Source organism: Bacillus sp. BB51/4, assembly GCF_008368845.1.
GTDB classification, from domain to species: domain Bacteria; phylum Bacillota; class Bacilli; order Bacillales; family Bacillaceae_G; genus Bacillus_A; species Bacillus_A wiedmannii.
The window spans coordinates 31681-56991 of the sequence record NZ_QOSC01000001.1; the positions used below are offsets into that span (position 1 = coordinate 31681).

Annotated in this window: 31 protein-coding genes; 17 read left to right on the forward strand and 14 right to left on the reverse strand. The window is 35.5% G+C overall.

Annotated elements, in window-relative coordinates:
* The first annotated feature begins 42 nt into the window (after window positions 1-42).
* Entirely contained in the window at window positions 43-1203 is a 1161-nt protein-coding gene (locus DN392_RS00205; protein WP_088321330.1) for a collagen-like domain-containing protein, read from the forward strand.
* A 77-nt stretch (window positions 1204-1280) separates the two neighbouring features.
* Here DN392_RS00205 and DN392_RS00210 read toward each other — a convergent pair whose 3' ends face one another.
* Entirely contained in the window at window positions 1281-2501 is a 1221-nt protein-coding gene (locus DN392_RS00210) for an ATP-binding protein (RefSeq protein WP_001030578.1), read from the reverse strand.
* A complete protein-coding gene (locus DN392_RS00215) occupies window positions 2498-3754 on the reverse strand; it encodes an ATP-binding protein (RefSeq protein WP_048565809.1) in 1257 nt (418 codons plus the stop codon). Before DN392_RS00215 ends, DN392_RS00210 begins: the two co-directional genes overlap by 4 nt.
* 182 nt (window positions 3755-3936) lie before the next feature.
* On the opposite strand from DN392_RS00215, the gene DN392_RS00220 reads away from it, so the two are divergent.
* Together DN392_RS00220 and DN392_RS00225 are read left to right on the forward strand one after the other, a co-directional pair.
* Entirely contained in the window at window positions 3937-5967 is a 2031-nt protein-coding gene (locus tag DN392_RS00220; protein WP_000348757.1) for a catalase, read from the forward strand.
* 16 nt (window positions 5968-5983) lie between these two features.
* Window positions 5984-6793 carry an alpha/beta fold hydrolase gene (locus DN392_RS00225; protein ID WP_000498292.1) on the forward strand — a complete coding sequence of 270 codons (810 nt, stop codon included), beginning with the start codon at window positions 5984-5986 and terminating at the stop codon, window positions 6791-6793.
* 207 nt (window positions 6794-7000) lie between these two features.
* Here DN392_RS00225 and DN392_RS00230 read toward each other — a convergent pair whose 3' ends face one another.
* From DN392_RS00230 to DN392_RS00240, 3 genes are all read right to left on the reverse strand, one after another.
* Window positions 7001-9145 carry an LTA synthase family protein gene (locus tag DN392_RS00230; protein WP_064056409.1) on the reverse strand — a complete coding sequence of 715 codons (2145 nt, stop codon included), beginning with the start codon at window positions 9143-9145 and terminating at the stop codon, window positions 7001-7003.
* A 272-nt stretch (window positions 9146-9417) separates the two neighbouring features.
* Window positions 9418-9648, reverse strand: coding sequence for a hypothetical protein (locus tag DN392_RS00235; protein WP_000227436.1), 231 nt, complete (start codon window positions 9646-9648; stop codon window positions 9418-9420).
* Window positions 9649-9659: 11 nt separating this feature from the next.
* Entirely contained in the window at window positions 9660-9956 is a 297-nt protein-coding gene (locus DN392_RS00240; RefSeq protein WP_000455571.1) for a DUF3986 family protein, read from the reverse strand.
* A gap of 120 nt (window positions 9957-10076) precedes the next feature.
* Here DN392_RS00240 and DN392_RS00245 point away from each other — a divergent pair, with 120 nt between their 5' ends.
* From DN392_RS00245 to DN392_RS00255, 3 genes are read left to right on the forward strand one after another with little or no spacing between them, the layout of a single operon-like run.
* Complete coding sequence (locus DN392_RS00245) at window positions 10077-11084, forward strand: ABC transporter substrate-binding protein (RefSeq protein WP_000713416.1); 1008 nt, start codon at window positions 10077-10079, stop codon at window positions 11082-11084.
* 11 nt (window positions 11085-11095) lie between these two features.
* The gene (locus tag DN392_RS00250) at window positions 11096-11860 is read left to right on the forward strand and encodes an ABC transporter ATP-binding protein (protein ID WP_064056374.1); all 765 of its coding nucleotides are present in this window, start codon (window positions 11096-11098) and stop codon (window positions 11858-11860) included.
* Window positions 11853-12659, forward strand: coding sequence for an ABC transporter permease (locus DN392_RS00255; protein ID WP_000368763.1), 807 nt, complete (start codon window positions 11853-11855; stop codon window positions 12657-12659). The genes DN392_RS00250 and DN392_RS00255 overlap by 8 nt, the downstream gene beginning before the upstream one ends.
* 33 nt (window positions 12660-12692) lie before the next feature.
* Here DN392_RS00255 and DN392_RS00260 read toward each other — a convergent pair whose 3' ends face one another.
* Both DN392_RS00260 and DN392_RS00265 read right to left on the reverse strand, forming a co-directional pair.
* Entirely contained in the window at window positions 12693-12920 is a 228-nt protein-coding gene (locus DN392_RS00260; protein ID WP_000849118.1) for a hypothetical protein, read from the reverse strand.
* Window positions 12921-13134: 214 nt separating this feature from the next.
* Entirely contained in the window at window positions 13135-14247 is a 1113-nt protein-coding gene (locus tag DN392_RS00265; RefSeq protein WP_061673067.1) for a hypothetical protein, read from the reverse strand.
* Window positions 14248-14340: 93 nt separating this feature from the next.
* On the opposite strand from DN392_RS00265, the gene DN392_RS00270 reads away from it, so the two are divergent.
* Complete coding sequence (locus tag DN392_RS00270) at window positions 14341-15012, forward strand: HAD family hydrolase (protein WP_000617299.1); 672 nt, start codon at window positions 14341-14343, stop codon at window positions 15010-15012.
* Between the two features lie 100 nt (window positions 15013-15112).
* Here the strand turns inward: DN392_RS00270 and DN392_RS00275 are convergent, their stop codons facing one another.
* The 3 genes from DN392_RS00275 to DN392_RS00285 all read right to left on the reverse strand — a co-directional run bounded on the left by DN392_RS00275 (window position 15113) and on the right by DN392_RS00285 (window position 16645).
* Window positions 15113-15652, reverse strand: coding sequence for a DUF3267 domain-containing protein (locus DN392_RS00275; RefSeq protein ID WP_000361296.1), 540 nt, complete (start codon window positions 15650-15652; stop codon window positions 15113-15115).
* Window positions 15653-15763: 111 nt separating this feature from the next.
* Entirely contained in the window at window positions 15764-16243 is a 480-nt protein-coding gene (gene mutTA, locus DN392_RS00280; protein ID WP_000276389.1) for an antimutator 8-oxo-(dGTP/GTP)ase, read from the reverse strand.
* Window positions 16244-16327: 84 nt separating this feature from the next.
* A complete protein-coding gene (locus tag DN392_RS00285) occupies window positions 16328-16645 on the reverse strand; it encodes a hypothetical protein (RefSeq protein ID WP_000448410.1) in 318 nt (105 codons plus the stop codon).
* Window positions 16646-16728: 83 nt separating this feature from the next.
* Between DN392_RS00285 and ytzI the strand changes: the two genes are divergently transcribed.
* From ytzI to DN392_RS00315, 6 genes are read left to right on the forward strand one after another with little or no spacing between them, the layout of a single operon-like run.
* Window positions 16729-16878, forward strand: a complete 150-nt coding sequence (gene ytzI / locus DN392_RS00290) for a YtzI protein (protein WP_000472802.1) — start codon at window positions 16729-16731, stop codon at window positions 16876-16878.
* Window positions 16871-17068: a DUF3953 domain-containing protein gene (locus tag DN392_RS00295; protein WP_050552255.1), complete on the forward strand. Its 198-nt coding sequence runs from the start codon at window positions 16871-16873 to the stop codon at window positions 17066-17068. The genes ytzI and DN392_RS00295 overlap by 8 nt, the downstream gene beginning before the upstream one ends.
* Before the next feature lie 43 nt (window positions 17069-17111).
* Window positions 17112-17342, forward strand: coding sequence for a YczI family protein (locus DN392_RS00300; protein ID WP_000912049.1), 231 nt, complete (start codon window positions 17112-17114; stop codon window positions 17340-17342).
* Between the two features lie 29 nt (window positions 17343-17371).
* Complete coding sequence (locus tag DN392_RS00305; RefSeq protein WP_064056376.1) at window positions 17372-17605, forward strand: hypothetical protein; 234 nt, start codon at window positions 17372-17374, stop codon at window positions 17603-17605.
* A 27-nt stretch (window positions 17606-17632) separates the two neighbouring features.
* Complete coding sequence (locus tag DN392_RS00310) at window positions 17633-17872, forward strand: hypothetical protein (RefSeq protein ID WP_000548108.1); 240 nt, start codon at window positions 17633-17635, stop codon at window positions 17870-17872.
* Between the two features lie 11 nt (window positions 17873-17883).
* Window positions 17884-18114 (forward strand): YczI family protein, encoded by a 231-nt coding sequence (locus tag DN392_RS00315; protein WP_000916679.1) that lies wholly within the window; start codon window positions 17884-17886, stop codon window positions 18112-18114.
* 388 nt (window positions 18115-18502) lie between these two features.
* On the opposite strand, the gene luxS is transcribed toward DN392_RS00315, so the two are convergent.
* Window positions 18503-18976: an S-ribosylhomocysteine lyase LuxS gene (gene luxS, locus DN392_RS00320; protein ID WP_001141371.1), complete on the reverse strand. Its 474-nt coding sequence runs from the start codon at window positions 18974-18976 to the stop codon at window positions 18503-18505.
* Between the two features lie 128 nt (window positions 18977-19104).
* On the opposite strand from luxS, the gene yidD reads away from it, so the two are divergent.
* Window positions 19105-19341, forward strand: coding sequence for a membrane protein insertion efficiency factor YidD (gene yidD / locus DN392_RS00325; RefSeq protein ID WP_000809334.1), 237 nt, complete (start codon window positions 19105-19107; stop codon window positions 19339-19341).
* On the opposite strand, the gene DN392_RS00330 is transcribed toward yidD, so the two are convergent.
* Window positions 19338-19901, reverse strand: coding sequence for a beta-class carbonic anhydrase (locus tag DN392_RS00330; protein ID WP_000838167.1), 564 nt, complete (start codon window positions 19899-19901; stop codon window positions 19338-19340). The two genes, yidD and DN392_RS00330, sit on opposite strands and share 4 nt — an antisense overlap.
* A gap of 224 nt (window positions 19902-20125) precedes the next feature.
* On the opposite strand from DN392_RS00330, the gene cydA reads away from it, so the two are divergent.
* Window positions 20126-21475: a cytochrome ubiquinol oxidase subunit I gene (gene cydA / locus DN392_RS00335; protein WP_046956116.1), complete on the forward strand. Its 1350-nt coding sequence runs from the start codon at window positions 20126-20128 to the stop codon at window positions 21473-21475.
* Window positions 21465-22493: a cytochrome d ubiquinol oxidase subunit II gene (gene cydB, locus DN392_RS00340; RefSeq protein WP_000017672.1), complete on the forward strand. Its 1029-nt coding sequence runs from the start codon at window positions 21465-21467 to the stop codon at window positions 22491-22493. Before cydA ends, cydB begins: the two co-directional genes overlap by 11 nt.
* Window positions 22494-22655: 162 nt before the next feature.
* Here the strand turns inward: cydB and DN392_RS00345 are convergent, their stop codons facing one another.
* The gene (locus tag DN392_RS00345; RefSeq protein ID WP_033658693.1) at window positions 22656-22889 is read right to left on the reverse strand and encodes a spore germination protein; all 234 of its coding nucleotides are present in this window, start codon (window positions 22887-22889) and stop codon (window positions 22656-22658) included.
* 80 nt (window positions 22890-22969) lie between these two features.
* Complete coding sequence (locus DN392_RS00350) at window positions 22970-23380, reverse strand: excalibur calcium-binding domain-containing protein (protein WP_001049555.1); 411 nt, start codon at window positions 23378-23380, stop codon at window positions 22970-22972.
* A gap of 709 nt (window positions 23381-24089) precedes the next feature.
* Here DN392_RS00350 and DN392_RS00355 point away from each other — a divergent pair.
* Complete coding sequence (locus DN392_RS00355) at window positions 24090-25124, forward strand: YdcF family protein (protein WP_000007814.1); 1035 nt, start codon at window positions 24090-24092, stop codon at window positions 25122-25124.
* Window positions 25125-25311 lie beyond the last annotated feature (187 nt).

Consider the following 25311-nt stretch of genomic DNA (forward strand, 5'->3'; position numbering starts at 1 on the left):
TTTTTAAAACTAGTTTTTCAAAATATAGAAAGGAGAACATACATGTACCCACGTAATTGTTTTAGTTGCGACGGCAGACGCAATAGTGGCTCTACCGGAAACACTGGGCCCACTGGTAGCACCGGACCTACTGGGCCTACCGGCATTACTGGACCTTCCGGGAACACCGGACCCACTGGAAGTATTGGACCTACTGGTTCTGCCGGGCCTTCCGGAGCTGGTTTCCAAAGTACTACCGCCTTTAGTCTAGCAGCCGCTCCCACCTATAAAAAAGGACAAGTTGTCACTTATACGAGCAGCGGCTATGTTGTAAAAAAAGATGCACCTCAAGGGTTTCCGAATATATCTCCGGATTATATCGTATTAGTAGAAAGTGGACCTACTGGGAACACTGGATCTACCGGCAATACCGGACCTACGGGTAGCACTGGACCTTCCGGCATCACTGGACCTACGGGTAATACTGGACCCACTGGGAACACCGGACCTTCTGGTAGTACTGGATCCACTGGGAACACTGGACCTTCCGGCATCACCGGACCCACTGGGAACACTGGACCTACTGGGAACACTGGACCTTCCGGCATCACCGGACCCACTGGGAACACTGGACCTTCCGGCATCACCGGACCTACTGGGAACACTGGATCTACCGGCATCACCGGACCCACTGGGAACACTGGATCTACTGGTAGTACCGGGCCTACTGGAATTGCCGGCAGTGCATCAGCAAAAAGTATTGTTTTTCAAGGAACAAATGCTGGTTTTCAACGTATAGCAGGTTCTCCTGGCATTGACTCCAACGTTATTCCATATGTCACTGCTGGGACCGGTAGCATAGTTGGGTTTGCTGCGTCTATAAATGTAAATAACTTACCTGCTGCTGTTTATACGATTGATATTTGCAGGAATGTCCCGACAAACCTCACTGCCCCCACTTCTAGTTACATCCTATCTACTATTACCTTAACTATTACTGACAAAATCACCGGAACTATAATATTTTCCATTAAACCGACGGATACTGGAGCAGGACAAATTCAAGTGTTTAATCCTAATCCAGCAGTAGGTCCCGCTACTGTAACTTGGACTAGCATTACAACTGGAAACTCAGTTTCGAGAGGAGATGCTATATCCCTTTATATTAACCCTGGAATTACTGCCAGTGCTGTATATTCTATTTTTCTAATCACTGATATATAGTTCCCTCTTAAAAGTCGTTTATTTAACAAAAAGGAGATCACTCTCAAATAAGTAATCTCCCTTTTAAAAATAGTTTTTCATGATATCGGCAATATAACCTTCACAGTCGTTCCAATCCCAACTTCACTTTCAAAACTCATTTTACCGTTGTGGTCTTTAATAATTTTTTCTGTAACTACTAAACCTAAACCTGTTCCCGTTTCTTTTGTTGTGTAAAAAGCTTCATTTAGCTTCGGAATTTTGTCTTTTGGAATACCGCAACCTTCATCCTTAACTTGAACAATGATTGCATCTTCTACAGTCACTTTAATCGTAATCGTTCCGCCAACTGACATTGCTTCAATCGCATTTTTAATTAAATTAAAAAATACTTGCTTTAATCGTTTTTCATCGCATGTAATCGATGGTATGTCTTTACTATAAATACCTTGTATGTGCACTCCTTGCTTTAAAGCAGGCTTTCCCATAACTCGAATAACATAAGCGATAATTTCTTCTATATTATGAACTTCTGATTCTAGTGATTTAGATTTCTCAAATCCACTAAGTTCTGTAGCGATTGTATGAATTCGCTCTACTTCTTGTTTCATAATATCACTATATATTTTATCCTCAGGATATTTATTCGCTTGCTTATTAACAAATTTATCCAAATTAGCTAGAGGTCTTCTAATTTTGTAACCAATAACTGTAGCCATTTTCCCAACAGTTGCTAGCTTTTCTGTTTGTTGTATTTCTTTATCCATCATCTCAAGCGTACGAACGTAAGATTGAAACCTTAAAAACATAATCCAACATATGATAGTAAATACGCTATATAATGCCATCGGGATTAAAACGAGTGACGAGTGAATAAAGATTCCTATAAGAGCATATTTTCCAACAAGTATGCTCGGAACTAACAAAAAATATCTTTTGTTTACAAAGAGTGGGGCAAATAAAATAAAAAATCCTTCTACTATATTCCCACCATCAAACTCAGCATCACTACCATAGTAAATCATAAAATTATGGATAAAATCTAATAGGTTATATCCAATTAGAATAATATATTTCACTGCAAATAGATTCTTCCATTTCATGAAGTATACTCCAATACAAAACAAAATCACCATCAGAAAATACAGCCATAAACCTAAACCATCTTCAAATTTTCCTACTCCTTCTTGCCCGCCCCCTATTAAAGGTACAATAAATTCGTAGGCAAGATCGTACACAAAAAATATAATGAAAAATAAACTTAAAAATATTTTCAATGCCTTCATTTCTTCATGTTTAAATATATCGTCTTTATTCATATCGTAACTCCTAGCTTTTCTCCTTCTTGGATTTCACTATTTCCACGCTTTTTTGGGAGAATGATGTCTATTCTAGTTCCAATATCTCTTTCACTTGAAATATGTAATTCACCAAGATGCTGCTCGGTAACAAGCCGATTCGCTACCGTAAGTCCCAGGCCAATTTTATCTTGTTTCGTTGTATAAAAGGCTTCTGTAACACGAGCTAAATTTTCTTTCTTAATACCGTAACCATTATCAATTACACTTAGCATTACATAATCTTGTCCTTTGTTTTCTAACCGTAACTCTAATGTGCCACCTTGCTCCATTGCCTCCAGAGCATTTTTTATGACATATAGAAAGACTCCTCTTATTTTCCGCTCATCACATTCAACTTCTATCGTCTTTTCTTCCACATTAGAAATAAACTGGACGCTAGATTCATTCATTTTTTCGCGAACAATTTTTACTGCTTGTAATGCAATTTCACCTATATTATATTTCTTATAAATAGGGAGTTTACATGTAGCAACTTCCATCAATTCACTTATCATATTATTCATATTTTCTATTTCAAAAATCATCTGTTCGTAAATAGGATCCTCCCCATGCTTCTCTCGTTGTAATTGCGTAAACCCTTTTAATGAAGCAAGTGGATTTTTAATTTCATGTCCCACTGTCGCTGCCATTTTTCCGATTACTGCTAATTTTTGTGATTCACTAGCAATCTTAATACTTTCCTTTACCGCTGAAAGGTATTGTATAAATCGATTTAAAATGATGTATGCCGCTATTAATACGAGTGTATACATAATGAGGAACATAAATCCTTTTACTTCCTTTAATACGAATAAATAAATAACATATTTCCCTACAATTGTCGAAAGTACAAACACAAAATATTTTTTATTTAAAAATATAGGTACAAAGAAGATGAAAATAATTTCTATTATATTTACTCCATCAAATGCCGCCTCATTATAAAGCATATACGAAAGTATATTAACGATTTCTATTCCTATGTATGCAAATACACATGCATATTTAACAAGGTTCGCTTTCTCTTTTTTTATTAAATATACATTCACACTGAGTATTGCAGTTCCGCAAATAACTTGCCATAGTATGCTATGTCCCCTATCCGTTAATGATTTATTTTCTAATACGATTGCATAGAAAATTTGGTATGAAACAACAATGACATATAGCACCCATAAAAAAATTTTTGCATTCCTTTCTTCTTCTTTATATGATAGAAAACTTCCTTTCACTTCAACACCCCTTCAAAATAATATCTCGAAGAATACCATTTATTATAATAAATGATTTTCATAGACAAACAAAGATAAATCGAACATTTGAGGAAAATCATCCCAATAAAGCAAAGTATCTTCAGGCTATATAAGCATAAAAGCTATAAACAATAATACGTATATTATGGGAGGTGTTTTATGTGGACGGCAAAAAAAATAAAAAAACAGAACAACTTAAATCCTTCACGCGTGAGAATGAAGGAAAGAAAATGACGACAAATACAGGTGTTACCATTTCAAATGATGAAAATACTTTAACCGCTGGTGATCGTGGTCCTACCCTTCTAGAAGATTTCCTAATGCGAGAAAAGCTTGCTCATTTTGACCGTGAACGAATTCCTGAAAGAGTCGTTCACGCACGTGGATACGGTGCGCATGGTGTTTTCGAGCTATATGAATCTTTAGAAGAGCTAACAATGGCCCACTTTTTACAAGACCCTTCCAAAAAAACACCCCTTTTCGTTCGCTTCTCTGAAGTGGCTGGATCAAAAGGTGCGAATGAAACAAATCGAGATGTACGAGGATTCGCCGTTAAATTTTATACAGAAGAAGGAAATTTTGATTTAGTCGGAAACAATATTCCTATTTTTTTCATTCAAGATGGCATTAAATTCCCTGATCTTATTCACGCCCTTAAACCTGAACCGCATAATGAGATTCCACAGGGACAAACAGCACATGATACATTTTGGGACTTCATCGCCAATAACCAAGAATCGGCTGCGATGATGATGTGGATTATGTCTGATCGTGCCATTCCAAGAAGTTTTCGAATGATGCAAGGGTTTGGCGTTCATACATTTCGCTTAGTGAATAAAAATGGAAAGTCACGATTCGTAAAATTTCACTGGAAGCCGAAGCTCGGCATTCACTCATTAATTTGGGATGAAGCGCAAAAATTAGGTGGTGCTGATCCAGATTACCATCGCCGTGATTTATGGGAAAATATTAATGCTGGAAACTATCCTGAGTACGAACTTGGCATTCAAATTTTAGAAGAACAGGATGAATTTAAATACGATTTCGATATATTAGATGCGACGAAAATTTGGCCTGAAGAAGATTTCCCCGTTAAAATCATCGGGAAAATGACATTAAATCGCAACGTCGAGAATGTATTCGCTGAAACGGAACAAGTCGCGCTTCATCCGGGAAGTATCGTCCGTGGTATTGATTTTACAAATGATCCGCTCTTACAAGGTAGGCTCTTTTCTTATACAGACACTCAATTGGCACGCGTCGGTACAAATTATCAAGAATTACCGATTAACCGTCCGATATGCCCATTTCACAACAATCAAAGAGATGGTGCATCTAAATATATAATCGACAAAGGAAAAATTGCTTACCATAATAATTCCTTAGCAAATAACACTCCTTACACTGTCCCCGGTACAAAGGGTGGGTTCGTTACATATCCTTCTACTGTATCAGGACATAAAACGAGAGAAACAGCCGCTAGTTTCAAAGATCATTTCTCTCAAGCACGTTTATTTTGGAATAGTATGAGTAACGTCGAAAAGGTTCATATTATGCAAGCCTTCTCCTTTGAATTAGGAAAAGTAAAAAGTAAATCGGTCCGCCAACAAGTCGTAACTATGATTGGGCATATTAGTACTGAATTAGCTACGTTAGTCGCTGAAGCAATCGGCGCAAAAGTCCCAAATATTCAAGAATCGGGCGTTACGAAATCATCGCCAGCACTCAGTATGGCAAATACGACATTTAGTCCTAATACATTACGAGTAGGTGTCATTGTTGCAAATGGATATGACGGACAAAACGCGCAATATATAGTAAATCAATTCAAACAAGTTGGGTTGCAGCCAGTAATTGTTTCCGAGCGATTAGGTATTGTGCAAGGAACGCAAAATGTACGTTGGGACGTGAATGACACTTTCTTAATGGGATCTTCACTTCTTTATGACGGGCTACTTCTTATTGGAGGAAACCTTGATGAACAGTTTCTTAATAAAGCGAGTTCATTTGTCGTAGAATCATATAATCACTTTAAGCCAATTGGTGCCTTTCAAAATGGATCTACCGTTATTCAATCTTTAAATATTGAAGGAAAGCCTGGCGTCCTAATAGAACAAAATCCTACGCAACTTGCAAATGAATTCATTAAAGCCATGACGAAACAACGCTTTTGGGATAGAGCATATGAATAGGTTAGGGGGATAATTTATGTTTGTTACCGTCGAGAAAGATGTGCATATTTTTGTGCAAGACGTTAATCCTGGACCCGGTAGTAAAACCGTGTTTTTCGTTCATGGCTGGCCTTTAAATCATCAAATGTACCAATATCAACTCAATGTGTTACCACAGCATGGTTTCCGCTGCATCGCTATGGATATACGCGGAAACGGGCAATCTGATAAACCGTGGACTGGTTACACTTACGATCGTTTAGCAGACGATATCGCCATTGTTCTAGAAGCACTTCAAGTAGAAAGTGCTACATTAGTCGGTTTTTCAATAGGTGGCGCTCTTTCTATTCGGTACATGTCCCGCTACAATGGCCGTCGTATTTCTAAACTTGTATTAATCGATGCTGTTTCCCCCTCTTTCGTTAAAAATCAAGAATCGCCCTATGGCGTCCCAAAAGAACAAGCGGATACCCTCATTAATCAAATGTATGCCAATATGCCTAAATTTTTAAATGATGTATCTTTATCATTTTTCAATAGAAACTTAGGATCTGCTACGTTAGAATGGTTTTCTTATCTCGGCATGCAGTCTGCTTCCTACGCTCTCATCAAAATATTGCAAGCAGCCGCAAATGAAGACGTAACGAAAGATTTAAGTAAAATTAACGTCCCAACAAAAATATTCCACGGTGTTCACGATCAACTGATCCCTTACAAAAGCGCTGAACTCACACAAAAGCAGATTAAAAATTCCCAGTTACATCCTCTTACAAATAGCGGTCACGGCTCGCCAATCGATCAAGCGGATGAATTAAATGAAGAACTTATAAAGTTTTTGCATTCATAAAAATCTATACCAAATCGTTTCGATAGGAACGCAGTTTTTGAAAAGATTAAAATTCACATATTTCTCACAAATCAATCAATAAAACGATTACATTTTCATTTATACTAAATATACAGGTAATACTCCCTAAACCCAGCTTGTCTGGTTACCCCGTTAAATACTATAAAAAAAGAACTTGTATTGTTATACAAGTTCTTTTTGTTTGTTTTATTTAAAAAGTATATCTTTACTATACTGCTTTCCAGCAAGTAAATCATATTGGATCATTTTATATTGCTCTAACATTTCTTTTTGTTTCTTTGTTAAATCTGTTATCTCTTCTCCATCTTTATTAACCTTTAACTCCTCTTTAAGGACTGGTATTTCTTTATGCATTTCTGATAAAAATTGATAAAACGGTGATTTATTTATCCCTGCATAATCAAAAACAAGATTAGAAAAATAAATTGGACTTACTAAACCTAAATTGTCATTTGGCAAATCGAAATTTGCATACATTAACAATGGCGTTTCTGACATAGCTAATCTTTCATTTAGAGTTTCTTCATTTTCTATATATCCAGCTTCTTCATAGATAGCTTTATTTACCCCTAATATCGGTAAGTGATCTCCAAAGAAAACCAATATAGTAGGCCTTTCTAGCTCTTGAATTTGTTCTACTAAATATTTTAGAGCCTCATCAGAACGACGTACACCCTCAGTATATGTTTCTAATTCTGCTTTCGATCCCTCTTCTGTTAATCCGCTAATTTCTATTTGCTTTTCTTCAAATCGTCCTGGATTGAATGGGAAATGATTTTGCATCGTAACTGCATGAATAAACGTAGGTTGCTGTCTCTTATTCAATTCCTCTATTATTTCTTTACTAATAGATACATCGCTAATATAATCTCCATCTACCTCTACGTTTTGCATTGTATCTTCTGCATTGAAATTATCAATTCCTAAAACATTATATACATCATCCCGCTTATAAAATGACCTTCCATAAGCATGAATTGCATTCGTATAATATCCATGTTTTTTCAATTCACTTGCGATAGACGGAATTTCTCTTTGTCCTGTCACCGCTTGTTGATATGGTATAGAACCTTGCTTTAAAAAGCTCATTGAATAGCTCGTTAACGCTTCAAATTCTGTATTCGCTGTATTTCCCCCGAATACAGGAGCTACTGTTTGTCCACCCGGAAAATTCTCAATATAGTGATGTAAATTCGGCACCGGATCTTCGCTAAATGAAAGATTCGTTAGCTTTGTTGGATCCCAAAAAGCTTCACTCATGAAAAATATAATATTTGGCTTCTCGCTCTTTTCTTTTTTCCCTACATTGCTTCCATATTGTTTCTTTATATTATTTGAAATTTGTTGCATAGTTTCTTTTGAATATTCTTCTGGCTTCTCAATGACAGTTGTGTCTAAGTTACTGACAAATCCTAAAACAAAACCATTATCAATATAGTTTACATTTTGATTCCAAGCCACGAAGGTTACCCCGTATTTTTGCAATACATTACTCATAAATGTATTAGGATAATTACTATATGCATACACCATAAACGTAGAACCACATATTAAAATAATTCTCGTAATTATATTAGGTTTTATCACTGGAATATGCTTTCGTATATACATAACTAAATATACAAGCAGAGTAATCCCGAATATTCCCAAAAATATAGTCCACCAACTAAAATAGTCCATAACCATTGGTATAACGGACTGCATTTGAGTAATCTGTATGAAATCAGACGGATAGAATGGATCTCCTCTAAAAATAAGTTTAAAATGGTTCACAATACCAAAGATAATTAACACCAAACTTGTTATCGTGACACTCAAAAAGATTCGTCCAAGCAAACTATACACAAAAACATATATCATATAAATAAATAATAGGCTTAGTATATACTGTCCGTATCGCTGGTAAATCCAGTTATTAACTAATACAAGGCTCATATTCTCCTGCATCATGATATACATCCAATTCATTGTATGGGCAATTAAAAATAGTAAGGCGTAAGCTCTAATAGCCGGCCTAAGTTTATGACCGATGCCTTTATTTAAATGAATAATGTATAGTAGTACACCCCACAAAACAATAATAAGTATACTTAGCTGTATTTTCCCATTAAAAAATTCTTTAGTTCTCTCGAATTCGAAAGATCTTAACATAACAAAAAACAGCGTTTCTAAACAAATCGCCCACATTCCACTAAGAATGATAGAAATTAATAGATTCTTCCTCGGCTCTTGAGGAGAAAAACTAAGATAAAATTCATCTCTTCTTCGTTGTCGTGTTAAAAAATCAAAACGCAATTTATTCCCTCTTTCCTTTACCCCTTCGTCTCGCATCAACAAACATATTGTCATATACAAAATAACATATTTGTATACAGTTAGTCTCCCTATGTGTTTGTATTATACACATGTATCCTTAATTTCCCCTTAAAAATACAGTGAAACTTTAATAAGTCCGAACCATTCAAGATTGAACGGGATAAAACTTCTTCGCTCTATATTCTAACAGCATAAATGAACTATGCTTCACAAAATTATTACCATAAAAAAAGAACCTACCAACACTGACAGGTTCTCCTTCAGTCTAACAGACATGAGCATATGTATTATATAAGAGAATACATCCATACTTTCCATATAATACATACAAGTACGATAACTACAAAATCAAAAAGATCTAATCTCGGGCCCTTTTTCATATTCATCTCTAGCCACATATGAATCCATTTTCTTTTTGTATATTTTTGAATGTTTTTCTTTGCAAATCGATAAACGAGTACTTGCATAATAAAAAATCCGACTACGAAAATGAACAAGAAAATGAGAAAATCGACCACAAAATTCCTCCCTATTTTTGCAGCGATTTTTCTACTATTTGATTTCTCAAAACCCACTCTTCAAATTGAGCACTTCCAAATTCCCAGCTAAGATCACGAGCATGTACAGAAAAAACGTAATGACCAGCATATTCGTCCATAAATCTACCTGTCTCAATCTCATCTTTCTGAAGACCATATGCTCCAAAATTAAAATACACATCCCACACGTCTTCATTCTTCCGCTTATAAGCAATCGATTCCATATCACATTCTGTTCCGAAATAATCAAGATGTAAATGTACGCTATCATCATATTCGTACTCCATTTTATCACCCCTTATATTTGTACTTCTTTATCACCAAAAAAATTCCTGCTATCTACACTCACATATGGGCACTTACCTACATATCATGCTTGTAGAGTGACTTCTAGGAGGTGTCATATAGTGAAAAAATTTATAGCTGTTTTTTGCATCATGTTACTAGCTGTTTTCACATTTGCTGCTTGCAGTAGTAAAAAAGAAGGTACGAAAGAACAAACTCAAAACATTCGCATCGGCGAAGTTACCCATTCTCTCTTCTACGCCCCGTTATATGTCGGGATTGAAAAAGGATTTTTTAAAGATGAAGGATTAAATATTGACCTCCAAACAACAGCTGGCGGAGACAAAACGATGACCGCCCTATTATCTGGCGGAATTGATATTGCTCTCGTCGGTTCTGAAACGTCTATTTACGTTCATCAACAAGGAGCAAAAGACCCCGTCATTAACTTCGCACAACTTACACAAACAGATGGAACATTTTTAGTTTCGCGTAAAAAGTTAGACTCTTTTAATTGGAATGACGTAAAAGGTGTTACGTTTTTAGGACAACGTAAAGGCGGCATGCCGCAAATGGTTGGAGAATACGTTTTAAAGAAAAATGGCATTGATCCTCACAAAGATACGAACTTAATTCAAAATATCGAGTTTGCTAATATTGCAAATGCCTTCGCATCTGGTACAGGAGAATTTGTACAGCTCTTTGAACCGACTGCAAGTATACTTGAAAAAGAAGGAAAAGGTTATATCGTCGCATCTTTCGGAGCTGAATCTGGCACTGTTCCTTATACAACGTTTATGGCAAAAGAAAGTTTCTTAAAGAAAGATAAGGCTGCTGCTGAAAAATTCACACGTGCGCTCTATAAAGCGCAACAATGGGTTGATACACATAGTCCAGAAGAGATTGCTGATGCTGTGTCTCCATTATTTAAAGACACTTCAAAAGACATTACAGTAAAAGTAATTGAACGGTATAAAAAGCAACATTCTTACGCGACAAATCCGCTATTAGATGCTGAAGAATGGAAACAGCTCCAAACGATTATGAAAGAAGCTGGCGAATTACAAAAAGAAGTTCCACATGAAGCGCTCGTCAATACAAAAATTGCCGAAAGCGTTATTAAGAAATAGAGGCGAAGTGTATGAGTTTTTTACAAATACGTAACGTTTCTCACTGCTTTTTCGCAAAAGAGAATGCCAAACTGATTCTCGAAGATATGAGTTTACAAGTGGAAGAAGGCGAATTTATTTCTATACTCGGTCCAAGTGGTTGCGGCAAAACGACACTCCTCTCCATTATTGCCGGGTTACTTGATCCTATTGAGGGCATCGTCTTTTTAGATGGTGAGCCTATTACAACGAAAACTTCATCTATGGGGTATATGTTGCAGCAAGATTACTTGTTTCCTTGGAAAACAATTGAAGAAAATATTATGCTTGGACTTCACACCCGAAAAATTTACAATGAACAGACGAAAGAACATACTTTACAACTTTTAAAGCAAGTCGGTCTACATGATGTAGAAGAGCAATACCCTCGTGAACTGTCCGGTGGTATGCGTCAACGTGCCGCTCTCGTTCGAACGTTAGCGACCGATCCGAAAATTTTATTGCTAGATGAACCTTTTTCAGCTCTCGATTATCAAACGAAGTTGAAACTAGAAGATCTCGTTTTCAACTTACTACGCAAATATAAGAAAACGTCACTACTCGTAACACATGATATTGAAGAAGCCATTGCGATGAGTGATCGTATTTATTTACTGCAAGCAAACCCTGGAAAAATTGCAAAAACATTTATCGTCCCTGAAAGCATTCGTTTCTTATCACCGTTAGAATCACGCCATCACCACGACTTCCCATCCCTCTTCCAAGATATATGGAAGGAGCTGGAGCGACTTGGATAATATAAAGCAACTACATGAACAGTTTCAGAAAAAAGAACGCAAGCGCGCATGGTTAGCACGCTCACTGCAGCTTTTACTGCTCATTCTTTTCTTTTCACTATGGGAAATAGCTAGCAAAAAAGAGTGGATTGATCCTTTACTCTTTAGCTCTCCTTCAAGCATTTGGGATCTCTTCCTTAGTAAATGGATTGACGGTTCGCTTTTGGTTCACATATGGACGACATTACTTGAAACAGGAGTAGGCTTCATTCTTGGAACAGTGCTCGGCGCTATTATCGCTACTTTTCTTTGGTGGATGCCACTTCTCGCTCGCGTGCTCGACCCCTATCTCGTCGTCCTAAACGCCATGCCAAAAGTGGCACTTGGACCTATTATCATTGTAATCTTCGGTCCAAATATTTCTTCGTCGATTGCAATGGGAGTAATCATTTCCATCATCATTACCATTCTCGTTATTTACAGCGCATTTCAAGAAGTCGATTCTAACTATATAAAAGTGATGGACACATTTGGCGCCAATAAGTGGCAATGTTATAAGCAAGTCGTTCTCCCTGCATCCTTCCCAGCAATTATTTCCACGTTAAAAGTGAACGTTGGTTTATCATGGGTCGGTGTTATATTCGGTGAACTTCTCGTCTCTAAACAAGGTCTTGGCTACTTAATTAGCTACGGATTCCAAGTATTTAATTTCACGCTCGTCTTACTGAGCGTACTACTCACCTGCGTCCTCGCAACACTTATGTATGTGTTTGTTGAGGCATTTGAAAAACTTCTAATTGGAAAACGAAAAAGAAGCTGACTTAGGGCGATAAACTATAGTCAGCTTCTTTCTTTACCTTTTATCACACATCTTTGTTTCATTTGTAACGTTTCCATCTGCAACCGTAACTGTATGGAAACAATCTTTCACACGTACTGTAACGACATTTTCTTTTCGATCTATTACATGATAATCATCATACTTTTTATTTAATGCACTACGAATTTGCTCTCCTTCAAAAATCGGAAAACCGTGAGACATTACCCAAATGAGACCAGCAACCGCAAGAATCGTTTTCATACGTTTCATTACCTCCTTGAGAGTAAACTTATAGTCCCTACAATATGCGCATTATAATTGTGTCTAATTTGTGACATTTTTATACTAATTCTCTTTTAAAGCTTCAGTTCCTTCTTCTTTTTAAAAAAAGACAGAATTTTCAATTTTATCAACATAAAAAAACGCAAAGAACTAAAATTCTTTACGTTTTATTGGCTAAAATATATACCTCTCATTATTGTCCGCTTTGTTGTTCGATCGTTTTTGAGATATCATCTAATCCCGACAACACTTCCGCTCTCATTTTTACAAGCTCAGGGAACTGATAGAAGAACGCAATTTTTTTATACTTTAACTCCGATTCCCCTTTCACCTTTTTTGAATCTTGCAAAATAAATGCTGTAAACGTATCTGCAATATCTTCCGCTACATTTGTCGTTCCATACTGTGATACAAAATCCTCATGCTTTTCTTTAAAAAATTCAATTTGAGTTTCTTCACTTTCTTCCACTTTCTTTTCTGTCCACTCCTGCTCAATGTCCTTCCAGAAAGAGTTATAAAATTGATTAATATAAGATTTTTCCTTCGCACATCCCTCTTGTAAGAAAAGAGTTTCACAGTTATTTCGGTACGTTGAAATATCTTTATCTTCTTCAAAATCCTTTACATACTTTTCATCTACTGGTATTTGCTTATGCCCGAGCGTCAACACGTGAGCCGTCTCATGAATTAATGTTTTCATCACTTCATCGATATTTACTGCAGAATCAAGCGTATCTAAGCTTAGGATCCAATCTTTCGGATTCTCCATACTAGGCATAACGTGGGCAACAACACCGTCATAACCGTCCGTTATTAAATCAAATTCTGTTATATTCCCTCGATATTTAGCTGGAATGAGCGTACGGTACATATCCCATAAGTCTTCATGATAACCTCTATCTTGACGCTGTTGTAGCACCTCTTCTTTCGCTTCTTTATCTTCAGCGAATACTTTATTTAAACGTTTCCGTTCTATTTTTTCAAAATAAGGATCTACAATTTCATCACCATCAATATAATAAGAGGCTAAAAAGAAATAATTTTCGTCATCCTCTTTTTTCTGCTCTGCCTCTTTCATATCCTCATTTTCATGCTCTTCTATATCATAATCTTCTACTGCTTCAAGCTCAGATAATCCATCTATTTTTTCATATACTTTTTGAAGTTTATTATCTCCTATTTCCACGCATTCTTCTTCTGTTTTACAAACTTCTTTTTCCTTCACACTCTTCATAGAACTATCGCATCCTGCTAGTAAACCAATTGCGACGATAAACCCTACTAACTTGCCATACAGTCTCTTCATATAAACCTCCGTCGTTCCATTCTACAAAAATATCATAATCATTTTTTAACGAATATGCGATAATTAATTATAAAAATTGTAAGGAGGTTCCCCATGATTCGAGCAGTCTTCTTCGACTTAGATGGAACACTTTTAGATCGGTGCCAATCTCTAGAACAATTTATTTATGATCAATATAATCGCTTTGCCTCTCATTTAATGAGCATAGAAAAATTAGAGTATTGTTCTCGGTTTCTTGAACTCGATAATAATGGATATACGTGGAAAGATAAAGTATATGCTACTCTCCTTTCTGAATACAACATTACCACTTTAACACCAGAGCAACTGCTGCACGACTACATTACAAATTTTCAACATCATTGTATTCCTTTCCAAAACATGCATGAATTACTTCAACGTTTAACACAACAAAATATTAAAATTGGCATTATTACAAATGGCTTTACTGACTTTCAAATGAGCAATCTCCGCGCACTAAACATACATACGTATACAAATACAATTCTCGTTTCCGAAGCGGAGGGAATAAAAAAACCACATCCTGAAATTTTCGAACGAGCTTTGCAAAAGCTAGACGTTAAGGCCGCAGAGTGTCTTTACGTTGGAGATCATCCAGAAAACGATGTGCTTGGTTCTGAACGAGTAGGAATTCTTGGTGTTTGGAAGAGAGATTCGTTTTGGGGTGACTTTGAACATTCACGCACGGTGAACGATTTGTTGGAGGTGCTTTCGTTTTTAGAGGTAGAGATGAAAACAAAATAATAGTTAATAAATTATATCAGCGATTTTTGCAATATATTGACTTACCGACAAAAAGTGACAACAAAAAGAGGAGGTCGCTACTCTAGCGCCTCCTCTTCCTTTATGATTCATATACTGTAAACTGCGGTTTACTCGGATGATCCTTAACTAGCGCATCATCTGGAAACTTTGAAACTTTTTGATATAAGGCAATGTCACCGATACAACTCGCTGTTAGTAAAATTCCTAAAAATGAGAGTGGCTCCAGATTCATAACTAATCCCAATACAATTGGCAAAATTCCAGTCGGTAAAAACGGTAACATTAACACTTTCTTCATTTGCTTTACTGTAATTTCTTTTTTAGAATGAGCGTATGCTACACCTAATTTCCAATTGACGCCCCATGTTAGTTCACTCCACGGAACACCTCCGATATAACGAAATCCAATTAAATGTATTGCCTCATGAATACAAACGAAAACAATCATTCCAATAATCAAAAGAAACATAACGGGCAATGTAAATTCAAATTGAACCCCGCCTGAAAGAAATATATGCAAATAACCAATTCCAAACGCCAAAGCGAATATTATAAGAAATGCATAGATATTTAATTTAACCATCGAAACAGTAACAGTCGTTTCTTTTCTTTTATCCATCTTTCCCCTCCTAAAATGTAAATATATCTTTACAAAAATTGTATAATATATCCAAAATACTGTAAGGATATATTTACATTCATTCTTACAAAAAAAAAGAAACCAGCCACTTTACTTCGTAAAACAGCCGATTTCTTCTATATGTTTCATCGTACGCGCCAATACATCGTCGCGCATTATAAAGCTAAATTTTCTATCAGTTTTAATATTATCAGGAATGTCTGTTAATAAAACAGACCCTTTCGTTTCTTCGTAATGCGTATGCTGCTCTACCGCACTAATTGTTGCAAAATAAATGTTTTTAATGATTATTTTGTCTTTTCCAGATACTTTATATTGTCCTAAGTAAGTTAAATCAGAAACTATGCCGCCAGTTTCTTCATGAACCTCTCGAACTGCCGCTTCTTCCGGTGTTTCCCCTAATTCTACTTTACCACCTGGAAATTCAAGACCGCGACGTAAATGATGCGTTAATAACCATTGATCCCCGTACCGGCATACAACCCAAACATGCTTTGGCTCAGGAGAAAATGGATAACGTTCAAACGATAATTGTACAGTGTTGTGGTAATAATCTTTAAATTTGTACATGCCATTACTCCCCTATTGATGGTTACAAGTTTTTCCTACCACAAATTGTAGCATATTCTCGCTTTTCTGCATAATATTATCCAATTACAATCCATTGATTATTCCCATTTGCGCGACTAATTCTTTCGTCTCATGATTACCTAAATCGTAAATCATTTTATATGCTTTTTGTAGTTGTTCATCATATCGGTCATTATTCGAATCGTGATGATACTCAACAAATGGAACGTGAGAACGTACAAATGAACCTAAATCCTCTACATATGCTTGATCAAAGTACTCTCTTAACTCCGTAATTTCCTCATCACTTGCGGAAATCTCAAAATTATACGTATCCGCTGTCTTCACTTGTGAAATTTGGCCGTTTCCTATTGATATATAATATGTTTTTTTCGTCTCCATGTAACACCCTTCTTTCATCCTTTTAATTTCTATTGTTTTCATCAATTACAAAATTATGTAAAATAAAGAAAAGGAGGGATTCTATGTTCAAAATATTAATTATCGGTATTATAATCGTCCTAGTCATACTAGTACTCTCCGTCATGACGATTAATAAAGGCTATGCATATAAACATTCCGTTGATAAACCAGAAGATAACCCTTATACAAAAAACAGCAAGAAGAATTCATAATACGCTTCATATACTACTTATTTTAGCCCACATCATATCCAGCATTCGTTTACTGGCAGGTCAACATAACTTTCTACTACTTTCACAATTTCTATTAGGAGTTTTACTACTTCTTATTACCATTGAGCAAATAAGGAAAAAGGATTCAGGAACTAGATTTATTTGTATTGTTGCAGGTGCTTTCATTTAGATTGTTATCATCATTACCTACATAAACTAGAAGGAGGGCTTTTATGTTAAAAGGCGTTCGAATTACTTTTGCACTTATCACTTTATCTATAGCAACCTATAGTTTTATTAGCGGTAACAGAGACATTATGCCTTACATGTTCATTTTCTTAGGGGCTATGGCTTTCACTATAGGTTTAGAGGAAATAAAAAAACAGAAACAATCTAGCAGCATGCTTGCTTTCATGGCCGGAGCTGGTGCTTTATTACTTGGCTTCTCAGAAATATTTCGGTAAGTCGTTTATTTAAAAAAGGGGGAAATAATATGCTAAAAACCTTTCGCATATTATCCACTCTTATCGTCATCGTTCTCGCTCTATCCGTAATATTTACAAACGCACTTGTTACAATGCCTTATATGCTCATCGCCTTATCTGTTATGACCTTCATCATGAGCGCAGAAGAAAAACAGAAACAAAAGAAAGTACATAGTACACCCTCCTTCTTTTCTGGCGTATTCACTTTAATCGTTGCTATTGTTATTATTTTCTCTCGGTAACTTCTCTTTCTACTAAGGAGGGCTAAAATGCATATTAGACAAATACAACTCATCATCGTTTTTATTACTTTAATCTTATGCTTATACAGCACCTTTACAATGAACTTTCAAATCTTTTCACCTATCATTTTGTTCCTCTTTAGTTTATATGGCATTTTAGTAGGAATTGAGACAATTCAAAAACAGCAAAAACAAATTGGAACTATTAGCATCGGCTTAAGTCTTTTTACGATTGTTTTTGTTATTCCATTTATAATGTTCTTTTAAAGGAGGATTACATGTTAAAAAACATTCGAATTATAATCGCCACTATCGCTCTTTCTCTTGCACTATTTAGCCTATTTGCAAACTTCACTATTCTTTTACCTTACGTGTTTATTCTTTTAAGTATTATGTTTATCCTGTTTGGAATTGATGAAATGAAGAAACAAGAAAAAGCTAAGGCATTTGTTTATTTTCTCGGTTCTGCCTTTGTTTTATATGTTGGGGTGTCTAGTATACTTTCATAAAAAAGAGGTCGTCCAACACATATGTTAGACGACCTCTTCTTTTTATTTGATTCATAATATTGTCAGTTTTTGTCGGCAAGTCGATATCCAGTGTCGAAACGTCGATATATTAAAAAAATCGTTGATATAATTCAAGTTGCGTTCGATATATTCGAAAAATCGTCGATATAATTTTATTTATTATCGTGCTACAAAAAAAACTGCCCTTTCACAGGCAGTTTTCCCTTCTTATCCCGCCTTAACAGGCAGTAAGACTCCTATCTCCAAATTATGTAAAAACGAAGAGGTTAGGTAGGAGTTTAACTGCCTGTAAAGGTCCGATTGGTTCAACTAATAATCAATGGTTGATAGGGCCACTCCCCCATCAACCATTGATTAAAGTTTCACTTTATCCAAATACTTTCTCAAGTTCATCTTTATCTTGGCTTAACCAGAAGTTCATTAAGCGTTGTGCTCCTTCTAAATCGTGAAGCTTCGCTTGGCCACATTGTGTTTCATTTGCAGCTGGAATTTCTGTAATTTGAACCGCATCTTTTAATGTTAGTTCTAATAAATCAATAATTTCTCGAACCGTTGGTGTTCCGCTTACTACAAGATAATATCCTGTTTGGCAGCCCATTGGTGAAATATCGATAATATCAAAATGCGGATAACGATCAATATATTTACGTAAATTAAATGCTAATAAATGTTCTAACGTATGAATAACATCTGGTTTCATTGCTTGTTTATTTGGTTGGCAAAAACGAATATCAAATTTATTTACAATACCGTCACTACCTACATTGTGAACTCCGCAATGTCTTACATAAGGTGCCTTTACAATCGTATGATCTAATTCAAAGCTTTCTACTGATGGCATACAACATCTCTCCCGCTTTTAATTTAATTCCGTTATATCCAATATGATATAACGGAAATGCACATTAGTAAAGTATTATGTACAGTCGTGCTATAATACTTTAAGACTATGCTGAAAAGGAGACCATTATGAAACAGATTTTTATTGGGATTATACGCTTTTATCAAAAGTTCATTTCTCCGATGACACCACCAACGTGCCGCTTTTACCCAACTTGTTCTCATTACGGATTAGAAGCATTTCAAAAACATGGTGCTCTGAAAGGATTTTGGCTTACATGCAAGCGTATATTAAAATGTCACCCTTTCCACCCGGGAGGATTTGATCCTGTCCCAGATAAAAAAGATGACAAAGTAAATTCTTAATTGTCGTAACCATTCACAACTAAATCTAATTTTCCTGTGTCAGGATCTATAACAAGACCGTGAACAGGTACTTCTTCAGGAAGTAATGGATGGTTGCGAAGTATTGATACGCTATGTTCTACACTTTCTTCTACACTAGAGAATCCTTGTAGGAATCTTTCTAAATCGATTCCAGAATAACGAAGTGTATCTAATTTCTCTTCTGTTATACCGCGCTCTTTCATCTTCTCAATTGTACTGCTTGCTTGAATTTTTGCCATACCACAATCGTGGTGACCAACTACACAAACTTCATCAGCACCAAGTTCATATACAGCAACTAAAATACTACGCATAATACTTCCAAACGGATGTGAAATAACAGCGCCTGCTACTTTAATAATTTTCACATCACCGTTACGCATATTCATCGCTTTCGGCAATAATTCAACAAGACGAGTATCCATACAAGAGATAATTACCATCTTTTTGTTTGGAAATTTACCTGTTTCGTACTCTTCGTATTTTTTTTCTTCAACGAATTTTTCATTGTATTGTAAAATCTCTTCTAATGACTTCATAGTAAAGAACCCTCTTTTCTCTCATTTACATTACTTATATAGTGTACCAAAATTTAAAAAACTCAAAAAGGATATTGCTTTATAGTAAAAATAAGATATTTTCAGATAACCGACATAATTCTTTCAAAATATACACACACCTTTGTAACAAGTCCCCTCTATTTAAAACGTATTTTCACTATAAACTGATTGTAGATAATGTAAAAAAGGAGTGAATATTCATTATGTCCGACGTTCTGTTACTGAGTCGTTTTCAATTTGCAATTACTATTTTTTATCACTTTTTATTTGTACCTTTGACAATCGGACTTGTTATTTTAGTGGCATGTATGGAAACTCAATACGCCCGCACATTGAATCCAACATACCGCAAAATGGCAAATTTCTGGGGTAAATTATTTACAATTAACTTCGTAATGGGGATTATAACCGGGATTACGATGGAGTTCCAATTTGGAACAAACTGGTCTGAGTACTCCAAATATATGGGAGATATTTTTGGATCACCTCTCGCAATCGAAGCACTCGTTGCCTTCTTCTTAGAATCTACTTTCATGGGAATATGGTTATTCGGTAAAGACAAAATTTCACCAAAGTTCCGTGCCTTCTGTATGTGGATGGTTGCACTTGGAACAAATATTTCCGCCCTTTGGATTATTACAGCAAACGGTTTTATGCAAAACCCTGTTGGCTACGTCGTACGTAACGGCCGCGCTGAACTAAATGATTTCTGGGCACTTGTGACAAATCCATATGCTTGGAACATGTTCTTCCATACTGTAATTGGTTGTTATATCGTTGGTGCTTTCTTCGTTATGGCAATTAGTGCTTATCATTTATTACGTAAAAATGAAGTGGAGTTCTTCAAAAAATCATTTAAGTTTGGCTTAATGTTAGGTTTATTCGCTGCAACTGTTACACCGTTTATGGGGCATCAGTCTGGTGTATCAGCAGCTAAGTATCAACCAGCAAAAGGTGCTGCGATGGAAGCTGTTTGGGAAACTGGAAAAGGACAAGGCTTTTCGATTGTTCAAATTCCTGATGTAAAGAACGAAAAGAACTTTGAATTCCTTACTATTCCGAAACTAGGAAGTTTCTTCTATACAAACTCATTTGATGGCGAAATTGTTGGTTTAAAAGATATCCCGAAAGATGAACGTCCAAATGTTAACCTCGTGTACTATAGCTTCCGCTTAATGGTTGCACTTGGTATGTTCTTTATGGCATTAACTTGGTACGGTTTCTACTTAAATCGAAAAGGAAAACTAGAAAACTCAAAACGTTATTTAAAAATTACAATATGGTCTGTCTTACTACCATATATCGCAATTAACGCTGGTTGGATTGTTGCCGAAGTAGGTCGTCAACCATGGACAGTTTATAAACTAATGCGTACAGCAGAATCTGTATCACCTATATCTGTTCCACAAATTTGGTTCTCATTAATTAGTTTAATCTTGTTCTACACATTACTTTTAATTGCAGATGTATACTTAATGCTAAAGTTCGCGAAAAAAGGACCAGCAGCATTAGAAGAACCTGCTACTGAGGGAGGTGCAGCACATGTCTCATGATATGCTTGCAATCGTCTGGTTTGGTTTATGGGGCGTGATTTGGACAGTTTACTTCATTCTTGATGGGTATGCACTTGGTAACGGAATGATTTTTCCTTTCGTTGCGAAAGACCGACAAGAACGAAATCAATTACAAGAAGCAATCGGCCCATTCTGGGGTGGTAATGAAGTATGGTTAATTACAGCTGGTGGCGCAACATTTGCTGCTTTCCCAGTCACATATGCAAATATGTTTAGTTATTTATATACACCACTATTTTTAGTATTACTCGCACTGTTTGCTCGTGCTGCTGGACTTGAATTTATGCATAAAGACGATTCACCAATTTGGCAAAAAACTTGTAAATGGGCATTTACAATTGGTAGTTTCCTAATCGCCTTCTTATTCGGTGTTACATTCGCTAACCTTTATTACGGACTACAAATCGGAAAAAATGGCTATGAAGGAAATTTACTCAGCTTACTAAATCATTATGGTATTTTAGGTGGCCTGTTCTTCACTGCTATATTCGTCGTATCTGGCGCCCTTTGGGTTATGATTAAAACGACTGGTGAAGTATCTGATCGCGCTTATAAAATCGCAAGACCATTTTCAATGGCAGCTGCTATCATTTTAGCTATTTTCTATGTAGCAACTGCAAATCGTACAAATTTATTCCAAAACTTCACAGAATATCCGGTACTATTCATTCTTCCGGTACTTGCCATGTTAATGAGTGTACTCGCACTTATTATGGTGTACAAACATAAAATAGGTCTCGCATTCACATTCGTTTGCTTAACAATCGCAATGTTTATGACAACTGGATTTGCAGGTATGTTCCCAAGAATGTTACCATCTCGTATTAACGATGCTTATAGTACAACGCTATATAACGCAGCTGGTAGTCAATTAAACTTAAAAATTATGTTCTTCGTTGCAATGGTTATGGTACCAATTGTTATTGGATATCAACTTTGGAGCTACAGTATCTTTAAAAATAAAATTCATAAAGACTCTGCTAAAGGGTATCACTAAAATAAAAAAGACACTTCGTTGAAGTGTCTTTTTTACGTATGATTTTCGATAAGATGTTATATTTCCAATCTAACAACTATAATACAGAAGAATCATTAACAGCTCACAGCTAGATTGTAGCACAGGGCAAGTTCATCATTTTATGCAATTTTACATATTTATCTATAAAGTAAACTGTATTCCTTGATCGTTCACATCGCTATCCCTTACATCTGCTGTACTAATACCACTAAATGTTTGTACTTTTTTTCCTGTATTCGATGATCCTGATCCATTATAAGCTTTCGTTTTTTCAATCGGCTGCACGTTATATTTATCTCCTAAATTAATCGTTCCGTTACAGTTTTCAATAATAACACCTTCCACAACTGACGGCATTTTGTCACCTACTTTCATTTCCTTACTTTTAGTTTATGAGAATCGCCTAAAAAAATAGCATGTTTCCATAAGAAAAAGCACTCAGGGTGAGTGCTTTTTTATTTACCGCTCTTCTCTCTCTCACAAGCAATTCCATCGCCATCACGATCTAAATGCTTACCATAGTACGGACTATCTCTTGTAATATCATAAAATCCAGCATCGTTTGCTTCTTTACAATTAGCAAAGCGCTTTGGCTCTTGATTTGCTCCTGGTCTTTCCTCATATGGTAATGTCGCATTATATAAGAACTGTACATATTGCTCACGAGTCACATCATCACCAAACCCAGAAATTCCATTTCCGTACCCACTAACAATATTTTTACTTGTTAAATCTAAAATTGCTTTATAAGACCAATGCCCTGTTGGAACATCTTTGAAAATAATACTTGCTTGTGCCGTTCCAATAGATGTAAAGGGAGTTGTTACGACAATCGCGCCTGTTAAAAATATTTTCTTTAAATTCATTCTAAGATCCCCTTTTACTCCCCTTAATAACCGTTTAACATAATAATAAGTTATTAGAATACAATTTGTCATATCGTGTCGAACACAAAAAAGAATCCTGCTGGATTCTTTTTTGCTAAGCATGAATGGCAATTTTGGAGACAGTTGACTTCTTCAAAAATTTATTAGGGGTAATATTTTGAAAAAGAAAGCCTTTCATATGTAGGTTAACACCACTGGAATATATAGTGAATTGATAATATTTATACGGAAGATTGCTAATGTTTAGTATAGATACTTTTCACTATATTAACAGTGAAAAGTATCTACATGAAACAACAAAAAGGTGCCTTCAAAGAGGACACCTTTCATAAACAGACGCTATAAAACAGAATTATTTATTGTTATACGATTGTTAGATACAACAAGTAGAGGGAAATGTTTGTAAGAAATTCTGCTTTATATAGTCTGCCTACCACTTATATTTTAATCCTCTTCACTTGAAAATAAATATAATATGCATAATTACATGAAAAAAAGAAAAGACACTCCATAGAGTGCCTTTTCAACCATTTTACTTTTAATATATCGCCTTACATACATTTTAACATATGTATTCATATATTTTATTGAGAAAATTCAAAATCCTTTTTCTTTCATTTTCAATTATAAAATCATGTAATATAAAAGATATGTCAAATTCTTATACAAATTGAGGTGTACTATATTTATGTCTTTTGGAATCATTCCTCTTATATTGTTTATTATTTTTCTTATCTCTTACTTAAAAGACCCACGAAAAATAATAAATGGCTTTTTATTTAATGCCTTTTTCTGTTCATTTCTATTATTTTGCGCTATAGCCTCATATGAGTCTGGTAGTAACTCTTTACATTTTATCGTTATTATTCCCATGTTAGCGCTAATTGTAATGATACCTTTTGCTATAGTCGCTTTAATGTTTGGACTATTTCTTAATGCAAAAATTTTAATGCAACGTGAAGGAAGACGCTTCACAAACTCTTTAACTTTAATTGCTGCTTTAGGGATTTTATTGTCTATACTATTCATCATCATAAGTCCAGCGAGTTTATTCTCAGAGCATTTTCAATTTATTTTTGCTGCTATATCTCTTATAACTATGTATTTCTTTGTGCATTTATCTAACTTCTTAAGCGCGTATTTTTTATATCAATTCAACAGACCAAGGCGTAATCAAGATTTCATCATCGTTCTTGGTAGTGGCTTAATTAATGATAAAGTACCGCCTTTACTGGCAAGTCGCATTAATAAAGCAATCGACTTTTATTGGAAACAAGCCGCTGTAAATACACCACCAACAATCATTTTCTCTGGCGGACAAGGTCCGGATGAAGGCCTTCCTGAAGCAGAAGCAATGCAAAAATATGCTGTTGAAAAAGGAATTCCGATTGAACATACAGTGCAAGAAAATCGCTCTGTAAACACATATCAAAATATGTCGTTCTCTAAAGAAATTATGGATTCTTTAAAACCTGAAGGTAAGTATAGAAGTATTTTTACAACAAACAACTTCCATCTTTTCCGCGCTGGTATATATGCAAGACAAGCTGGACTTAATAGCCAAGGAATTGGATCAAAAACAGCATTTTATTACTGGCCTAACGCAATGATTCGCGAATATGTCGCAATTGTCGTTATGGGACGTAAGCGCCATATGAAAGTGTGCGGGACTATTTTAGGTTTCGCTTTATTCCTAACAGTAATTAGTTTTATTGTTTCTTAACATTCTCCCATCCTTTCATAAGGATGGGATTTCTTATACTTATTTCAAAAATATTTTAAAGATAATATGGTGATAATATTCCCTGCATACATCCATTAAAGGAGAATTTTTTCAAATAAAATGTTAAAATTAAATTTAGGTGTGAATTACGTAACAAATAAGAAACTAGTTTGAAACGAGGAAATTA